Genomic DNA, 16767 nt, shown 5'->3' on the forward strand with positions numbered 1-16767 from the left:
TCATGTATAATAACTTCTTCAGCATCTTGCTGGAGAAGTTATTATTTTACAGATATAAAGATGCGGAGAGAAGATATATGAGAATAGACATTCCAGAGGGAGCAAATAAAGTAATAGAGGGTCTTGAGGCAGCAGGCTATGAGGCCTATATAGTCGGCGGCTGCGTGAGAGACAGCATACTCGGAAGAGAGCCGGGGGACTGGGATATCACCACATCTGCCAGACCTGAGCAGGTCAAGGAGATATTCAGGCGAACCGTAGATACAGGAATAGAGCATGGAACCGTAACAGTCATGATGGGCAAGGAAGGCTATGAGGTCACGACGTACAGGATAGATGGAGAGTACAGTGATCACAGGAGACCGGATCAGGTGGAGTTCACAGCCAGCCTTGAGGAGGATCTGAAGAGAAGAGACTTCACCATAAATGCCATGGCGTACAGCCACAGCAAGGGCATAATAGATATGTTTGGCGGTGTGCAGGATCTGAATGACAAGGTTATAAGAGCTGTCGGTGTGGCAAGGGACAGATTCGATGAGGATGCACTTAGGATACTCAGAGCCATAAGATTTGCGGGACAGCTTGGATTTGACATAGAGAGGGATACCCGAAAGGCCATGATCATCCAGGCACAGTACCTCAAGGATATAAGTGCGGAGAGGATCAGGGTGGAGCTCACAAAGCTCCTTGTATCAGATCACCCGGACAAGCTGCTCGAGGCCTATGTTACAGGTATCACTGCATATATCCTTCCTGAATTTGACAAGATGATGGAGCAGCCACAGAACAACCAGTATCACAGATACAATGTGGGTGTACACTCCATTGAGGCGGTTAAAAATATAAGAGCTGACGTCACCATGAGATGGGCGGCGCTTCTCCACGATATAGGCAAGCCATCCACACACACTGTGGACGAGAATGGAACAGATCACTTTTACGACCACCAGATCGCGGGAGTTCCACTGGCGGAGGCGGTTCTCAGAAGACTGAAGTTTGACAACAATACCATCAAGGACGTGTGCAAGCTGGTGAGATGGCATGACTTTGGCATGGGCTGCGTTCCGAAGAAGAATACCATCAGGAAGCTTCTCGGAGAGGTTGGAAAGGATTTCTTCCCATATATAATCGAGATCAAGAAAGCCGATATGGCTGCCCAGAGCGATTACAAGCTGGAGGAGAGACAGAGCCAGCTTGCGGAGCTTGAGAAGAAATATGAAGAGATCGTGGCAGATGCTGACTGCGTCAGGATCAAGGACCTCAAGGTAAATGGCGGAGACCTCATAAAGCTGGGAATAAAGCCGGGACCTCAGATGGGCGAGATACTTCAGAAACTGCTGGATATGGTTATAGAAGACCCGGAGAAGAACGGCAGGGAATATCTGCTGGATCAGGTAAAGCAGATGTAGGCATCAGCGATACCCGTCGTAAAACAGACAAATAAAAAGTTACAACTTAAGAATGAAACTTAACATCCCCTCATACAATTACTTAGCAGGCAGTTATGCTGCCAAGAGATGGTTGTAGGAGGGGGTTTTTATTTGGCTGAAAAAATGGGTGAAGTGTATGAAGCATACGATATGGAAGTACAGGGAACGGGCAGAGGCAGAGGTGCTGTGATCCTGATGACGGACAAGGGGGTCAGACAGGTGTCATCCCTGAATGGAACTGACGAGAGGCTTCAGCAGGAGAAGGAATTCAAGGATAAGATATATGAAAAGGGCTTCTGTAATATAGACCGGGTCGTGGCCAACAGAGAAGACGAGCTGGTGACCTGCGACAGGTATGGAAATCCATTTGTGTGCAGGGAATATTTCCAAGGGCGGGAGTGTAATGCATCAAGCATAAGGGATCTTGAGAAAGCAGTTATAAATCTGGCGTGGTTTCACAGAGCCGGAAGGGAACTGTACATGGAGGAGAATACGTCATACACAAAAAAAACTCCGGGAAATCTGGACAGAAAGGTAAATGAGCTTCGCAGGATAAGAAATTTTGTCAGCAGGAGAACCCTGAAGAATGACTTTGAGATGCTGTACATAAAGACATTTGATTATTTTTACAGCCAGGCAGAGAATTGCCTGTCGCTGTTTCAGGATAATTTCACATACAACGACAAATGGCTTGGCTATTGTCACGGCTCGTATAATTATCACAGCGTGATGTTCTGTGATGGATACATAGCAACCATAAATTTTGACCGGTTCCATGTGGGATACCAGCTCATGGATCTGTACCAGTTTCTCCGCAAAGCCATGGAGAAGAACAGGTATGATATCGCCATGGCGAAGGACATTCTGAGTGCGTACAGTCAGATCAATTATCTTGAACATGAGGATTATGAATTCATATATCTTATGTACAGTTTCCCGGAGAAGTTCTGGAAGATAAGTAACCGGTATATGAACACCAGAAAGAGCTACATATCCCCGGTTTTGATGGAAAAACTCCAAAAAGTTATCGAAGATGACCAAGAAAAGCTCAAAATTTTGAGTGAAATTAACGATACCTATGGACTTCACAAGCTGACAAATTAAGAGTATAATGTTGGGGCGTGGATAATAATTGAGTTAGACACGTGATACTGAATTGTGATGTATTTTACAGATGGTTTTTTCGTGTGTGTGTTTTCCATTTGTAGGATGCTCTATGGGTAACATAAAGCAATAGATTTCACAGGAGGCAAAATGATGAGCGATTATAATTACAAGGACGTGTATGAGCAGTGGGTGAACAATCCTTTGTTTGGTCAGGAAACCAAGGATGAGCTCTTAGCAATCAAGGACGACGAGAAAGAGATAGAAGAAAGATTCTATTGTGATCTTGTATTTGGAACAGCCGGACTTCGAGGCATCATCGGAGCTGGTACTAACAGAATGAACATATATGTAGTGCGCAAGGCTACACAGGGACTTGCAAACTACATCATCAAGGCGGGCAAGCAGGACAAAGGTGTGGCAATAGCTTATGATTCAAGAAGAATGTCACCTGAGTTCTCTATGGAGGCAGCTCTCTGCCTGGCAGCAAATGGCATAAAGGCTTACAGATTCGAGTCACTTAGACCGACACCTGAGCTTTCATTTGCAGTGAGATATCTGGACTGTGTAGCTGGTATCAATGTAACAGCATCACACAACCCACCAGAGTACAATGGATATAAGGTATACTGGGAGGATGGCGCACAGATCACACCACCTCATGACCAGGGAATCATGGCCGAGGTAAAGGCCATCACAGATTTCGCAGATACAAAGACCATGGACATGGTAGAGGCAAAGAAGAAGGGGCTTCTTGTAACTATCGGTTCAGAGGTTGATGACGCATACATGGGCGAGCTCAAGAAGCTCATCCTCAATCAGGATGCAATTGACAAGTATGGCAAGGATATCAAGATCGTGTACACACCACTTCACGGAACAGGCAACATCCCTGTAAGAAGGATTCTCAAGGAGATCGGATTTGAGAATGTGTACGTGGTTCCTGAGCAGGAGCTTCCGGATGGAGATTTCCCAACAGTTGAGTATCCAAACCCAGAGGCAAAGGAAGCATTTGCACTGGCACTCAAGCTGGCAAAGGAGGTCGATGCAGATCTCGTTCTGGCAACAGACCCTGATGCCGACAGACTCGGATGCTACGCCAAGGATTCCAAGACAGGTGAGTACAAGGTATTCACAGGTAACATGTCAGGAAGCTTACTCTGCGAGTATGAGGTAAGCCAGATGAAGGAGAAGAATGGCAGCCTTCCAGCAGACGGAGCAATCATCAAGACTATCGTTACTACCAACATGGTAGATGCTATAGCAAAGTATTATGGAACAGATCTCATCGAGTGTTTCACAGGTTTCAAGAACATCGGACGCGAGATCCTCAGATTTGAGCAGACAGGCAAGGGAACATACCTCTTCGGATTTGAGGAGAGCTACGGATGCCTGATCGGAACACATGCAAGAGACAAGGATGCGGTTGTTGCAACTATGGCTCTCTGTGAGGCAGCAGCTTACTACAGAGGTCAGGGCAAGACTCTCTGGGATGCGATGATGGATATGTACGAGAAGTACGGATATTATGTAGATGATATCAAGACCGTAACACTCAAGGGTGTTGAGGGATCAAAGAAGATCGGACACATCATGAATATCCTCCGTGCAAATGTACCTGAGGAAGTAGCAGGATACAAGACCAGAGTGGTACGTGATTATCGTCTTGAGTATATAAGGAATATCGAGACAGGTGAGGTTAAGCCTACCGGATTCCCGAATGCCAATGTACTCTACTACGAGCTTGAGAACGATGCATGGCTTGCGGTAAGACCATCAGGAACTGAGCCAAAGATCAAGTTCTACTACGGAATCAAGGGTTCATCATACGATGAGGCACAGAAGGAGTCAGCAGCATTTGGTGACAAGGTCATGGATCTTATCTACGATATACTTGAAAAGTAATAAAGAAAAATAATCATAAACAAACGGATTGTTACAGTGACGTATAATATACGGTCACAATGTAGCAGTCCGTTTTTTATTTTAAAATAAATTAAGTATACAAAGGAGGTAAACTGCTCTTATTATATGGGCAAAGACAGTGGGAGAATAGATTATGACAGAGAGTGTAAAGAAAAATAAAGAAATCAGGACAAATCGGTATTTCTGGATCGCATGCATAGTGCTGGTGTTACTGCAGTATGGACTGTGCATCCACTACGGGCTTAAGAGACAGTATCTGTTTTGCGATGAGGTGTACAGCTATGGCCTTGCAAACTCCACGGACAAGACTTTTCTCCATCCGGGAGAGGACAACACGCCACTTGATGAGTGGGTGACGGGGTCATATTTTGAGAACTATATGAATTATAACGATGATTCATTCAACTACAGTGCGGCATACAGAAATCAGGAAAATGATGTCCACCCGCCGGTATATTATATGCTGCTGCATACGGTGTGCTACTTTTTCAAAGGAGCGGGATACAGTGCAGTTCCGGGAATAGTGCTCAACCTCATACTCCTGATATTTGTGGATATTCTTCTGTTGTATGTGGCGGCATATCTGCTTGGAAACAGATGGTATGGACTGATGGCGGCAGCTCTGTGGGGCGTATCATCGGTGGGCATAAGCAACTGTATGCTCATACGGATGTATCTTCTTCAGACCTTGAATGTATTGCTGCTGACGGCGGTTCATGTATATATACTGAGACATAAAAAGAAGATGACCGTGCCGTATTTTATATTGCTGGCACTGGCGGTCATGTTCGGCGGACTCACACACTATTATTTCTACTTCTATGTTGCCGGACTTGGATTGTGTGTATGTATATACCTGTTGTATATGCGAAAGGTAAAGCAGATGTTTGCGTATGGCTTTAGTCTTGTTGCTGGATTTGGTGCGGCAATAGCGGTATTTCCCGCGACGATAAAGCACATATTTGGTTACAGGGGAAGCTATGCTACCGATAATCTGATAGGACTTTCCGGTCACAAATTCTTATATTATATCAGTTATATAAACAGGTCGTATTTTGCAGGACTGCTTCCGCTGATCGTGCTTGTGGCACTGGTGCTCATCGTGGCAAGGATAGTGCTTTCATTTGTGGATATAAGGATATCCTTGGTCAGGGAAAATGATGGATTATCCTACAGAGTATGTACACACAGGAGAGATATAGATGCGGACAGAACAGGAAGGATAGAGTCACGCTCACTGTTATTGGCGGGGGTTATCGTGGCCGACGCCGTTCTTGCATTTGTGGGAATACAGGGGTCCGAGCTTGTAAATGCAAGATATATCTACTCGGCACTTCCTATAGTGGCTGTGTTTATGATATGGTGTATGATGAAGCTGGTTCCAGTAATAACCAGGAAGAGATGTGCAGTTGTAACCGCTGTCATATGCCTTGCATTATGTGCAGGCAGTATAGCTGTAAAGGGTGTAGACTGGCAGTACAGGGGCTACAGCGACTGGAGCACAGCCTTGGAGGAGATGAAGGGACAGGACTGTATCATACTGTGTCACGGAGATGGCAAATGGAACAACGTGTACGCGGGAATGAACGTATTTTCCCAGATGGGAAGATGCCGGTATGTGTACGAGGATGATATAGACAGCATCGCTGATCTGGTGAAGGACTGCGGCGATGAGATATATGTGGCAGTCATCAATGATCCAAAATTTGAAAAGAAAAAGATACACAAGATGACTGAGAAAATAGCAGAGATAACAAAGTATACAAAGAAATCTATAGAATACAGATTTTCAGGAATACGAATTTATAAATTTAAAGCAGGTGAAAAAAATGAAAAAAGTTAGCTTGATAATTCCATGCTATAACGAAGAGCAGGCTCTTCCGATATTTGCAGGGGAGCTGGACAAGGTGAGACAGGAACTCAGGCAGTATGATTTTGAGGTTCTTATGGTAAATGATGGTTCGTCGGATAAGACTCTTGAGACCATGAAAAAGATCTCAGAGGAATACGATTATTTCAAGTATTTGTCATTTTCCAGAAACTTTGGTAAGGAGGCTGCAATGTATGCGGGTTTCTGCAATGCAGATGGGGATTACGTGGCGGTGATGGATGCCGACATGCAGGATCCGCCAAGTCTGCTCCCGGAGATGCTCGGTATACTTGAGCAGGGAGAATATGACAGTGTGGCGACCAGAAGAGTCACAAGAAAGGGCGAGCCGCCGATAAGATCATGGTTTGCGCGGATGTTCTACAAGATCATCAACAAGATATCCGACTCCGATGTCGTGGATGGCGCCAGGGATTTCAGGCTTATGAAGGCAGAGATGAAGGATGCCATCGTGTCGATGTGCGAGTACAACAGATTCTCCAAGGGAATATTTGGCTGGATCGGGTTCAGGACAAAATGGCTGGAATACGAGAATGTGGAGAGAGTTGCGGGCGAGACGAAGTGGAACTTCTGGAAGCTTTTCAAATACGCACTGGACGGAATAATCAACTTCTCCGAGGCGCCGATGAGTATAGCTTCAGGATTTGGAATATTTTGTACATTTGTTTCATTTGTCATGATGCTGTTCTTCTTCATAAGAAAGCTGGTGTGGGGAGACCCTGTTGCGGGATGGCCGTCACTTGTGTGCATCATACTGTTTGTATCAGGACTCCAGTTCCTGTGCATAGGAATCATGGGCAAATATATCGCCAAGACATATATGGAGACCAAGGGAAGACCACATTATATAATTTCCGACACCAATAAAGACGACGTGAATAAGATAAATTGATAACATTATGAAGCTGTATTGTGATGGAATGGTTATGATACAGCTTTATTTGGATGATAAGACGTTTTATGTAATATTTACATCCGTTACAGGTACATATAGTTGTAATTTGACTACTTGATAGCTTATAATTTAGATGATACTGTTTTAGTCAAATGGGGCTTATGTTTGGTAGACATGGGGGTAACATGCAATGAATCTTACAGTAAAATGTCCATCCTGCGGCGGTGTTGTGGTACTGAATCCTAAGACGAGGCAGCTGCAGTGTACGCAGTGTGATTCGGTGATCAGCAGAGGCATAGGAGAAGAAAACTCTGCCATGACCAGGAATGAGGATGGAGAGCTTGTAGATAAGAGAAGCTATAAGGCAATTCAGAAGATTGCCAGAATAAAAAGATACATAACGGATGCCACGGATACGATATACACATTGGATGAGATCAATATTGGAAAGGATGATGAATCACCAAGGTATATGGATATGAATCTATATGAATGTACATCCTGTGGTGCAAGACTTATGGTGAAATCCACGGAAACTTCCAGTTTCTGTGCGTATTGTGGGCAGCCGATGATATTGGTTGACAGAGTTAAGGATGAACTGGAGCCGGACCTTATTATTCCATTTGGAATTTCTCAGAAGAGAGCAGAACAGCTTATACGTGACAGGTTCTGTAAGGGGTGGTTTGTTCCGGATGAGATAAAGAAATTTGAGATTGATAAGATACGAGGAATATATATACCATATTGGCTGGCATCTTATCATGTTAGAAAAAAGCTCAAGTATGTATTTCAGGAGAATGAAAAAGGCGAGCGCGTTAGTAATTATGAAAAATGCTTTGGTTCTATAGCAGCAGTTGCACAGAAAACTGCAGACAAAACAGTCACACACAATTGTATGAGAGATTGTGAGTGTACAGTTCCAAGGGTACCTGGTGATGCAACAAGAAGATTGAATGATCACATTTCGGCAAGATTGGAGCCTTATGATTTAGAGAAGGCTTTGACGTTTTCTCCAGAATATCTGTCCGGATTTTACACGGACAGGTACGATGTACCAGCTGCCGAGATCGCAGCCGTTGCAAAGAGAAAGAGCAATGATGCGGTGAAGGAAGAGATGATGAGCGATGTTCCGAAAAACGCCCGGATTACTGAGGAAAAAACGGATATAAAGATGACAGATATCGAGTATGCATTGCTGCCAGCGTGGTTCATGACTTTTCGTTATCAGGGAATACTCTATACCGTGGCGGTGAATGGGCAGACCGGCAAGGTCGTGGGAAATGTCCCATCCAACAGATTTAAGGTTGGGGCATCCATAGCGATACTTATGACAGTGATGGTTGTGCTTTGTACATATGTATCTGTATTTGTTGGGGGACTTATGACGGATCTGTATAGGATAAGTGCAGGTGTGGGTGATTCAGGTGGAGCTTTTATGGTATTTTCCGTGTATGTGGCCGGAGTTATATATAGTTTGGTGAGTTTCTGGCGTGCGATCAACAAGCTTCACAGATCTAGAATAGATATTCACAGATTCAGAAGCTATGGCACTATAGAATACGTTAAGGAAAGGCAGGATAAGACATGGGTTCGATAGTATTTTTGTATGTTGCAATAGGTATCGTGTGCGGGATATGCTTAACGGTATCCATAGTGATTTCTGCTCTTGTAAGATCCAACAATATTGGACAGAATGAGGAGAAGAAAGCGGAATACGTTGATTATACTACATTTGTGTATCATGCAAAGTATGACAGCCACAGCCCGATTAACTATTTCGATGGATATTATAAGGATTGAGTCAGATCCTTCGATATCGCACAGAAGTTTATAGAGCAATGATATGATGACAAAACCAGGGGGATTTGGTATCATATTTTTGATATATTTTCACACAGGGAAAGGAATTGGAGGTAACAGGAATGAACGAGAATCAGGATCAGCAGTTTGGTCAGCCACAGGGAGAACAGCAGGTGGCAGATCAGGCACAGACAAATCAGCAGGCGGCGGAGAACAGCCAGCCACAGGCAGATCAGCAGGCAGCGGCTTACAGCCAGCCGCAGATGAGTCAGCAGGGAGTGTACAATCAGCAAGGCTATGGCCAGCAGATGAACCAGCAGGGTGCATACAATCAACAGGGTTACGGCCAGCAGATGAACCAGCAGGGTGCATACAACCAGCAGGGCTACGGTCAGCAGATGAACCAGCAGATGTATAATCAGCAGGGTTATGGCCAGCAGATGAACCAGGGAGCATACAATCAGCAGGGCTACGGTCAGCAGATGAACCAGCAGATGTATGGTCAGCAGGGCTACGGCCAGCCACAGATGAACCAGCAGATGTACGGCCAGCAGGGCTATGTACAGCCACAGCCGAAGAAGCCATCAGCAGCGGGCAATATGATAAATGATCTTCTCAAGAATGTGATAGGTCTTTTCAAGAGCCCTGCAGATACAGCGGGTGAGATGGTTCAGAGTGACAACATGGTTCCTGGCGGAATACTTGCAGGAGTAAATGCCATCCTCTCACTTATATTTGTAACTGTCGGATTCCTCATAATGGGATTTGACTTTGGCGATTCAATAGCAAAGGGCTTCTACATGTTCTTCTTCACTATAATCGCAGCAGTCATCATGACAGCAGCGGTATTTATCGCCGGAGGAATTATATTCAAGGGTGGAATCACATTTGGAAAAGCACTTAACGCCGTTGGTGTATTTGCACTTTATGAGGCAATAGCAATGGTTGCAGGAATCATATTTGAGATCATCTCAGCACTCTTCCACAAGGTTGATTTCCTCAGCGGAATCATCGGAGGCTTTGGATACATACTCTTCCTCGGAATAAGCCTTTGCGGAATCGTGATCGCAGCTCATGCGTTATTCGATAACCTTGAGACAAATGACAACTCAAAGATATTTGCAGTTATCGCTGCTATAGTTATCTCAGTATTCCTCATCACTGTTATAGATAACATCGCAGAAAAGATATTCAGTGACAGCGCAACATGTGCAGAGCAGGTACTCAGCTACTTCAAGAACGCTGCAACAGTATTTGGTTACCGTCACTGGTAAGACATAATTTATAGATATTTTACAGGAAGCAGACAGATCTGAAAATTGACAGGTTTGTCTGCTTTTGTTAAAATATAAAGGTGTTTTGGTGTTAACTTATATAAAAGGGTGGCAAAGATATGGTAAAGGAAAGGACGGGTTATGGTAAGAAAGGTTGGTTTAACTGACAGTGTTGGTTTTGCTTGTCTGGAAGATCTACAGTTGTCGAACTCCTATATGTGGGGTACCGCAATCAGTCTGGACTATTGTGGAAGAGAGGATTGTATAAAAGGCTGGAAGTTTGGTCCATACGTCAGAGAATCATATGTTATCCATATGGTAAAGAAGGGCAAGGGTACATTTACAATTGCAGGGAAGACTTATGAACTGGGACCTGGACAGGCGTTTATCATCAGACCTGGTGAGGAGACTACTTACAGGGCTGACGATGATGATCCATGGAGCTACATGTGGGTTGGATTTCATGGCTACAGAGCTGAAGATTTTATTGAGGCGATGGGGTATGTAAAGGGCTCACCTATCATCAAGATAGAGCAGATGGATACGTGTGCAGAATGTATCAACAAGATGCTCGAATATTCCCAGATCACACGTATAAACGAGGTGAAGAGAATGAGTGCACTGATGCTTCTCTTCGCAACCATTATGGAGGATAATGCCTCCGATGCGCAGGAAGATGATAACATTGAGTATCCAAGTAAGATATATGTAAAGGCTGCTGTCGACTTCATAACAGAGAAGTACATGAACAAGATCAAGATCGATGACATTGCGGATTTCATAGGAATCAGCAGAAGTCATCTGACAGGAAGCTTCAAGAAGGAGATGGGTGTATCTCCTCAGGAGTATCTTATCAACTTCAGATTGGAGAAAGCTGCAAGTCTTCTCCGGTCATCAAAGGAACAGATCAATATAATCGCATATCAGTGTGGTTATGAGGATTCTCTTTCTTTCTCCAAAGCATTCAAGCAGAAGTTTGGAATGAGTCCTAAGTCATTCAGGAATCTTGAGGTTGAGCTTGAGACGAAGGATGCCAAGTTTGGACATGAGGCTTCGAAGCTGTAAGATATAATTGAATCAAAAAATTTGAATTAAGCAAAAGGCGGGTGTGCGATTTGTCGCACATCCGCCTTTGCTGTATTTACGATATACGGTAAAAACTACTGTCTGCCATGATATGAATTGTCAACGATAAGCTTCTTGGTCACCTTTGTGGATTCAGGATTATCCTCATCTGATTCAGATGTCTGGTCATCGCTGTGCATCCATGAAGCAGGATCGTCGTCCGTGTACTTCTTTGTGACCTCATCCAGATATGGGGTGAATGCCTTCAAAAACATGAATGATGATACATATGCTATAAGGCCAAAGCCACATACTATGAACACGAATATACCTATCATGAATACCTGAGTGCTGGATAGCAGAACATATGCAGGCAGAGTGTAGAGAACCATGATTACTATTGTAAATATGAAGTTCTTGGCTGCCAGGTAAATGGACTGCAAGAGAAGGTTCTTCAATGTGTTCTTAAAGGCACTTATGACAGGGAACAGGTAAATTGCGATGAAGCATGTCAATATCATAAGCACGACACTGGTGTAGTACATGAGCTTGTTCTCCTGTGGACCACCCTTGCCAAAAAGGTTGAAATCCAGAGTGAATATAAATGATATAAGAAGGAATAGCAGCCATGAAATCGTTGACTGTTTGAAATTATCCTTGAAGCCTTTGAAGAATAATTTCACTACACCTCCATTTTCGCCTGTCCTCTGCTTCTTTAACAGAGTGAAATACATTGCGCTCATGGAAGCTCCCATGGTGACTATGGGAATACTACACAATATAAATAGAATGTTCACTATTATAATATCGCCGAGCGTTCCAAAGAATCTGGAAAACCAGCCGTCACTGCTGAAAATGTTCATAAAATTCCTCCTGATGTAAAAAGTGATAATATCGTTTGTTTAACTATAGCACAAAAAGGTATGCCAATATATAGCGAATTTTACAATTTACCATATGTATTCTACAATTTACCATAAAATAGCACAAAAACAGCGAACTTAACTACTTAAAAATATACATTTGTGACAAAAACCCATGACATTTTGACATTTTTCCATGTAAAAATCTTCACCAAAATTTTATAATTCAATCATAGGAAGCACACAGAACGCCGTAAGGCGAACCGGCAGAACAGGACGCAGAATTCAGGGTATGAAAGAGAATGTGGGTGTCGTAAATCCTGCCGGTGATGTAAAAAGGAGGAAGGTTTTATGAGAAGAACAATGAAGAAAGCAGTGGCAGTAGGGCTTGCAGCAGCAACAGCATTTTCACTGTGCGCATGTGGCGGCGGCGATGGAAGTAAGGGCGGCAGCAGCAAGGATGCACTTGAGGTAGTTATCTGGGATAACAACCAGCAGAAGGGTCTGCAGCAGATATGTGATCTTTTCACAGAAGAGACAGGAATCAAGGTTGATGTACAGGTTAAGGAGTGGGATTCATACTGGACACTTCTTGAGGCTGGAGCATCAGGTGGAGATATGCCGGATGTATTCTGGATGCACTCCAACAACTCACAGATGTACATGAAGAACAACAAGCTCTTAAAGCTCGATGACTACATCGAAAAGAGTGACAAAGTTGATATGAGCAACTACATGTCAGAGATCACAGAGCTCTACACATATGATGGTTCATATTATGCAATACCAAAGGATTACGATACAATCGCTCTCTGGTACAACAAGAAGATGTTCGATGATGCAGGACTTGAGTATCCAAATGAGAACTGGACATGGGATGATCTCTATGATGCAGCTAAGAAACTCACAAAGGATGACGGTTCACAGTACGGTTTCTGTATGAACACATCAAACGATCAGGATACTTACTACAACATGGTTTACTCAATGGGCGGTTACATCGTAAATGACGATCACACAAAGTCAGGATATGATGATGCCAACACTATCAAGGCTATGGATTATGTAGGAAAGCTCCTCAAGGATTGCTGTCCACCAGCAACAACAATGTCAGAGACAGGTACAGACGTTATGTTCCAGTCAGGCACAGTAGCAATGATCACACAGGGTTCATGGATGACAGCAGGATTCCTTGACAACGAGTATCTCGTTGAGAACTGTGATGTAGCAATTCTTCCATACGACAAGACAACAGGCATGAGAACTTCTATCTGTAACGGACTTGGATGGGCTGCATCAGCAGGCACAAAGAGGCCAGATGACTGCTGGAAGCTTATCGAGTGGTTCGGTTCAAAGGAGATGCAGGAGAAGCAGGCTGAGCTCGGTGTAACAATGTCAGCTTACAACAACACATCAGACAAGTGGGTTAACTGCACAGACAAGTTCAACCTCAACGCTTACCTTGATATCACAAAGGAGTCAACAGTTCCAGGCGTAACAAATGAGCTTGTACTCAGACCTTACACATACAATTCAACAGTATGGTCACAGGCAGCACAGACATTCTTCGCAGATGCATGGGCAGATCCATCAAAGATGGAGCAGTCATGTAAGGACTTCGCAGTTCAGATGAACCAGTACATCGATGAGGAAGACAAGTAATCCTACAGAGCATTTATAAGATAACATAACAGTGGGTAGGATGGAGGTCCTACCCATTGCTTACCAGAAACAGGCGGGGTGTTAATTACAATATAAATGAATAAGAGGAGGGATTTTATGTCAGATAACAAGAAGAAACCTGATACCAAGGCAGCTGAGACAAAGGCAGCCGAGGCAAAGGATGTTCAGACAAAGAAAGTAGAAGAAAAAGCGGCTGAGATAATCCAGGCTACAGAGACACAGACAGTTAAGCCGGCAGCAGCAGAAGATAAAGAGTTCAAGAAAAAGAAGTCAACAACATGGGAAAGAAACCAGCGCAAATGGGGCTGGGCATTCATCCTCCCAACAATGATAGGAATCATCGTACTTAACTTATGGCCTATAGTACAGACAATATATCAGTCATTCTGTAAGGTTGGATCATTCGGAGATTCATCATTTGCAGGATTTGCAAATTACAAGAAGATGTTTGCTGACCCTGAGGTATGGCAGTCACTTCTCAATACATTCAAGTATGCGATCATTGAGGTTCCATTCTCAATCGCCATCGCACTTATACTTGCGGTATTCCTGAATCGCAAGATGCACGGAAGAACAATATACAGAGCAATATTCTTCCTGCCAATGGTAGTTGCACCTGCAGCTGTAGCCATGGTATGGAGATGGTTATACAATTCACAGTTCGGTCTGTTAAACCACATCCTCGGTACAAAGATCGAGTGGATATCCAATCCAAAGATCGCATGGATCTCAGTTGCGATCATCGGTGTATGGTCAATCATTGGTTACAACATGGTTCTGTTCCTTGCAGGACTTCAGGAGATACCTAAGGATTACTACGAGGCAGCGGATATTGACGGAGCATCAGGAGTAAGAGCTTTCTTCAAGATTACTCTTCCACTTCTCTCTCCTACAGTATTCTTCGTACTCGTAACAAGAGTAATCGGAGCACTTCAGGTATTCGACCTTGTATACATGGTAATGGATATTTCCAATCCGGCCCTCAAGAAGACAGAGTCCATCGTATATCTGTTCTACCAGTATTCGTTCCAGAATGGTAACAAGGGTTATGGATCAGCAATAGTAGTTCTTCTTCTCGCAGTCATCATGGTACTTACAGTATTCCAGATGATCGGTCAGAAGAAGTGGGTTCATTATAACTAGGAAGGGGGAATCGATATGACAAGAGGCGTACAGTTTAAGAGAAGAATGCAGAGATTATTGATTCACCTCATTCTGATCATATTCTCAATCATTATGATAGTGCCATTTGTATGGATGACACTCACAGCATTTAAGACAGTAACAGAGGCAACTTCGGTAAGTCCATTCGTAATATTCCCATCACAGTGGCGTACAGACGCGTTCACTACTGTTTGGAATAACATGAACTTCCTTGTTCTCTACAAGAACACATTACTGCTCATATTCTTCAGAGTTGTGTGTGCATGTCTCACAGCAACACTCGCAGGATATGCATTTGCAAGACTTAAGTTTAAGGGCAGAGACTTTATGTTCTCCCTGATACTTTTCCAGATGATGATTCCTTCACAGATATTCATCATCCCACAGTTCCTGATGATCAGTAAGATGGGCATGACAAATACAATGTTTGCTCTGGTATTCCCGGGAATTGTAACAGCGTTCGGTACTTTCCTGCTCAAGCAGGCTTACATGGGACTCCCTGGAGATCTCGAGGAGGCAGCGAGACTTGACGGATGTAACATTCCAAAGACATTCGTGTTCGTCATGGCTCCGCTTGCAAGATCATCGATGGTTGCCCTCGGTATATTCACAGCAGTGTTCGCATTCAAGGATCTGATGTGGCCACTGGTTGTAAACAGCAGTGCAAACAAGATGCCGCTCTCAGCAGCTCTTGCAACAATGCAGGGACAGTATCAGTCCAACTATCCACAGCTGATGGCTGCATCTCTTATATCATGTATACCAATGATCGTTATATACCTGATATTCCAGAAGCAGTTCGTAGAAGGTATCGCAACATCAGGTGGAAAGCTCTAAAGAAAGTTAAAGAAGATATTATATATGACCACAGGGTGACGTCAGTTACTGACGCCACCCTTGCGATACTGTGGACGCTGCGCGAAGCGCCTCTCATGCGTCCACTCAACACAGAAAAAAAAGGAGGACGTCTATGAAAAAGCCGATAATCACGGAAGAAGAAAAACAGAAGATCAAAGAGATGGACTCCACACGCAAAAAAATAGGATATATCTGGGATTATTACAAGCTTTGGATAATCGGTGCTGTCGTTCTCGTGGGACTTGTAGTGTATTTTGCTGTTGTGTTTGCAACGAGGGAGGACAAGCCGATACTGGATGTCGTCCTTGTGAACAACTACGATGATGTTTCAGGGAACAGCAAGCTGACACAGGGGTTTGTGTCGTATGTAGGGGAAGAAAATCTCCCGGGAAGGGTTACATTTGACAACAATGCATTTTTTAATCTGGCAAATAACTCAGATTATAAGAACAGTTACTATATGAAGGTGCTGGCATACCTTGAGGCGGACACTGCTCAGGCAGTCTTGTGCCAGTATGACAATCTCATAGGTCTGGCGAAGAGCGGCAGACTTGCAGACCTGTCGGATGAGAAGGTAGGCGATATATATGATAAGTATAAGGATAGGATAATTTATTACGAGGATGAAGACGGAAAGAAGATACCTGTCGGAATAGATGTATCTGAAGGATACAAGGCGGCAGGACTTACTGAGTACACAGATGGCAAGGCATATATTGGATTGTCAGCATATGCGGCAGATTATGGATATGTGGAGAAATTTGTGGACTATATGGTGGAACTTGGAAAATAGCTTTTAAGAAGCTTGTGTGGAATC

14 protein-coding genes are annotated in these 16767 nt (G+C 43.8%); 13 read left to right on the forward strand and 1 reads right to left on the reverse strand.

The window, feature by feature from the left end; all coding sequences use genetic code 11:
• Positions 1 to 77: 77 nt before the first annotated feature.
• The 9 genes from ARA78_RS08805 to ARA78_RS08845 all read left to right on the forward strand — a co-directional run bounded on the left by ARA78_RS08805 (position 78) and on the right by ARA78_RS08845 (position 11382).
• Positions 78 to 1409: a CCA tRNA nucleotidyltransferase gene (locus ARA78_RS08805; RefSeq protein WP_055280418.1), complete on the forward strand. Its 1332-nt coding sequence runs from the start codon at positions 78 to 80 to the stop codon at positions 1407 to 1409.
• Positions 1410 to 1541: 132 nt separating this feature from the next.
• Complete coding sequence (locus ARA78_RS08810; RefSeq protein WP_242849695.1) at positions 1542 to 2534, forward strand: hypothetical protein; 993 nt, start codon at positions 1542 to 1544, stop codon at positions 2532 to 2534.
• Between the two features lie 153 nt (positions 2535 to 2687).
• The gene (locus ARA78_RS08815; protein ID WP_055145916.1) at positions 2688 to 4439 is read left to right on the forward strand and encodes a phospho-sugar mutase; all 1752 of its coding nucleotides are present in this window, start codon (positions 2688 to 2690) and stop codon (positions 4437 to 4439) included.
• A 154-nt stretch (positions 4440 to 4593) separates the two neighbouring features.
• On the forward strand, positions 4594 to 6303 hold the full coding sequence (locus tag ARA78_RS08820) for a hypothetical protein (RefSeq protein ID WP_055280384.1): 1710 nt from the start codon (positions 4594 to 4596) through the stop codon (positions 6301 to 6303).
• The gene (locus ARA78_RS08825) at positions 6290 to 7240 is read left to right on the forward strand and encodes a glycosyltransferase family 2 protein (RefSeq protein ID WP_055280385.1); all 951 of its coding nucleotides are present in this window, start codon (positions 6290 to 6292) and stop codon (positions 7238 to 7240) included. Before ARA78_RS08820 ends, ARA78_RS08825 begins: the two co-directional genes overlap by 14 nt.
• A gap of 193 nt (positions 7241 to 7433) precedes the next feature.
• Positions 7434 to 8840 carry a hypothetical protein gene (locus tag ARA78_RS08830; protein WP_022217365.1) on the forward strand — a complete coding sequence of 469 codons (1407 nt, stop codon included), beginning with the start codon at positions 7434 to 7436 and terminating at the stop codon, positions 8838 to 8840.
• On the forward strand, positions 8828 to 9043 hold the full coding sequence (locus tag ARA78_RS08835) for a hypothetical protein (RefSeq protein ID WP_015534452.1): 216 nt from the start codon (positions 8828 to 8830) through the stop codon (positions 9041 to 9043). Before ARA78_RS08830 ends, ARA78_RS08835 begins: the two co-directional genes overlap by 13 nt.
• 122 nt (positions 9044 to 9165) lie before the next feature.
• Positions 9166 to 10317 (forward strand): YIP1 family protein, encoded by a 1152-nt coding sequence (locus ARA78_RS08840; protein WP_015534453.1) that lies wholly within the window; start codon positions 9166 to 9168, stop codon positions 10315 to 10317.
• Positions 10318 to 10458: 141 nt separating this feature from the next.
• Positions 10459 to 11382 carry an AraC family transcriptional regulator gene (locus ARA78_RS08845; protein ID WP_055280386.1) on the forward strand — a complete coding sequence of 308 codons (924 nt, stop codon included), beginning with the start codon at positions 10459 to 10461 and terminating at the stop codon, positions 11380 to 11382.
• Positions 11383 to 11477: 95 nt separating this feature from the next.
• On the opposite strand, the gene ARA78_RS08850 is transcribed toward ARA78_RS08845, so the two are convergent.
• Positions 11478 to 12245, reverse strand: a complete 768-nt coding sequence (locus tag ARA78_RS08850; RefSeq protein WP_055280387.1) for a YesL family protein — start codon at positions 12243 to 12245, stop codon at positions 11478 to 11480.
• A 351-nt stretch (positions 12246 to 12596) separates the two neighbouring features.
• Here ARA78_RS08850 and ARA78_RS08855 point away from each other — a divergent pair, with 351 nt between their 5' ends.
• From ARA78_RS08855 to ARA78_RS08870, 4 genes are all read left to right on the forward strand, one after another.
• Complete coding sequence (locus tag ARA78_RS08855; RefSeq protein WP_022058397.1) at positions 12597 to 13907, forward strand: ABC transporter substrate-binding protein; 1311 nt, start codon at positions 12597 to 12599, stop codon at positions 13905 to 13907.
• A gap of 117 nt (positions 13908 to 14024) precedes the next feature.
• Positions 14025 to 15071, forward strand: coding sequence for a carbohydrate ABC transporter permease (locus tag ARA78_RS08860; protein ID WP_242849696.1), 1047 nt, complete (start codon positions 14025 to 14027; stop codon positions 15069 to 15071).
• 15 nt (positions 15072 to 15086) lie between these two features.
• On the forward strand, positions 15087 to 15929 hold the full coding sequence (locus ARA78_RS08865) for a carbohydrate ABC transporter permease (protein WP_004852646.1): 843 nt from the start codon (positions 15087 to 15089) through the stop codon (positions 15927 to 15929).
• 133 nt (positions 15930 to 16062) lie between these two features.
• Complete coding sequence (locus ARA78_RS08870) at positions 16063 to 16743, forward strand: hypothetical protein (RefSeq protein WP_055280388.1); 681 nt, start codon at positions 16063 to 16065, stop codon at positions 16741 to 16743.
• The last annotated feature ends 24 nt before the right edge of the window (positions 16744 to 16767 follow it).

The sequence above is a fragment of the Coprococcus eutactus genome (genome assembly GCF_001404675.1).
GTDB classification, from domain to species: domain Bacteria; phylum Bacillota; class Clostridia; order Lachnospirales; family Lachnospiraceae; genus Coprococcus; species Coprococcus aceti.

Coding starts and splice junctions, on each gene's coding strand:
- ARA78_RS08820 (WP_055280384.1), top strand. CDS start 4,594: ATGACAGAGAGTGTAAAGAAAAATAAAGAAATCAGGACAAATCGGTAT.
- ARA78_RS08845 (WP_055280386.1), top strand. CDS start 10,459: ATGGTAAGAAAGGTTGGTTTAACTGACAGTGTTGGTTTTGCTTGTCTG.
- ARA78_RS08870 (WP_055280388.1), top strand. CDS start 16,063: ATGAAAAAGCCGATAATCACGGAAGAAGAAAAACAGAAGATCAAAGAG.
- ARA78_RS08805 (WP_055280418.1), top strand. CDS start 78: ATGAGAATAGACATTCCAGAGGGAGCAAATAAAGTAATAGAGGGTCTT.
- ARA78_RS08825 (WP_055280385.1), top strand. CDS start 6,290: ATGAAAAAAGTTAGCTTGATAATTCCATGCTATAACGAAGAGCAGGCT.
- ARA78_RS08840 (WP_015534453.1), top strand. CDS start 9,166: ATGAACGAGAATCAGGATCAGCAGTTTGGTCAGCCACAGGGAGAACAG.
- ARA78_RS08855 (WP_022058397.1), top strand. CDS start 12,597: ATGAGAAGAACAATGAAGAAAGCAGTGGCAGTAGGGCTTGCAGCAGCA.
- ARA78_RS08830 (WP_022217365.1), top strand. CDS start 7,434: ATGAATCTTACAGTAAAATGTCCATCCTGCGGCGGTGTTGTGGTACTG.
- ARA78_RS08850 (WP_055280387.1), bottom strand. CDS start 12,245: ATGAACATTTTCAGCAGTGACGGCTGGTTTTCCAGATTCTTTGGAACG.
- ARA78_RS08835 (WP_015534452.1), top strand. CDS start 8,828: ATGGGTTCGATAGTATTTTTGTATGTTGCAATAGGTATCGTGTGCGGG.
- ARA78_RS08860 (WP_242849696.1), top strand. CDS start 14,025: ATGTCAGATAACAAGAAGAAACCTGATACCAAGGCAGCTGAGACAAAG.
- ARA78_RS08865 (WP_004852646.1), top strand. CDS start 15,087: ATGACAAGAGGCGTACAGTTTAAGAGAAGAATGCAGAGATTATTGATT.
- ARA78_RS08815 (WP_055145916.1), top strand. CDS start 2,688: ATGAGCGATTATAATTACAAGGACGTGTATGAGCAGTGGGTGAACAAT.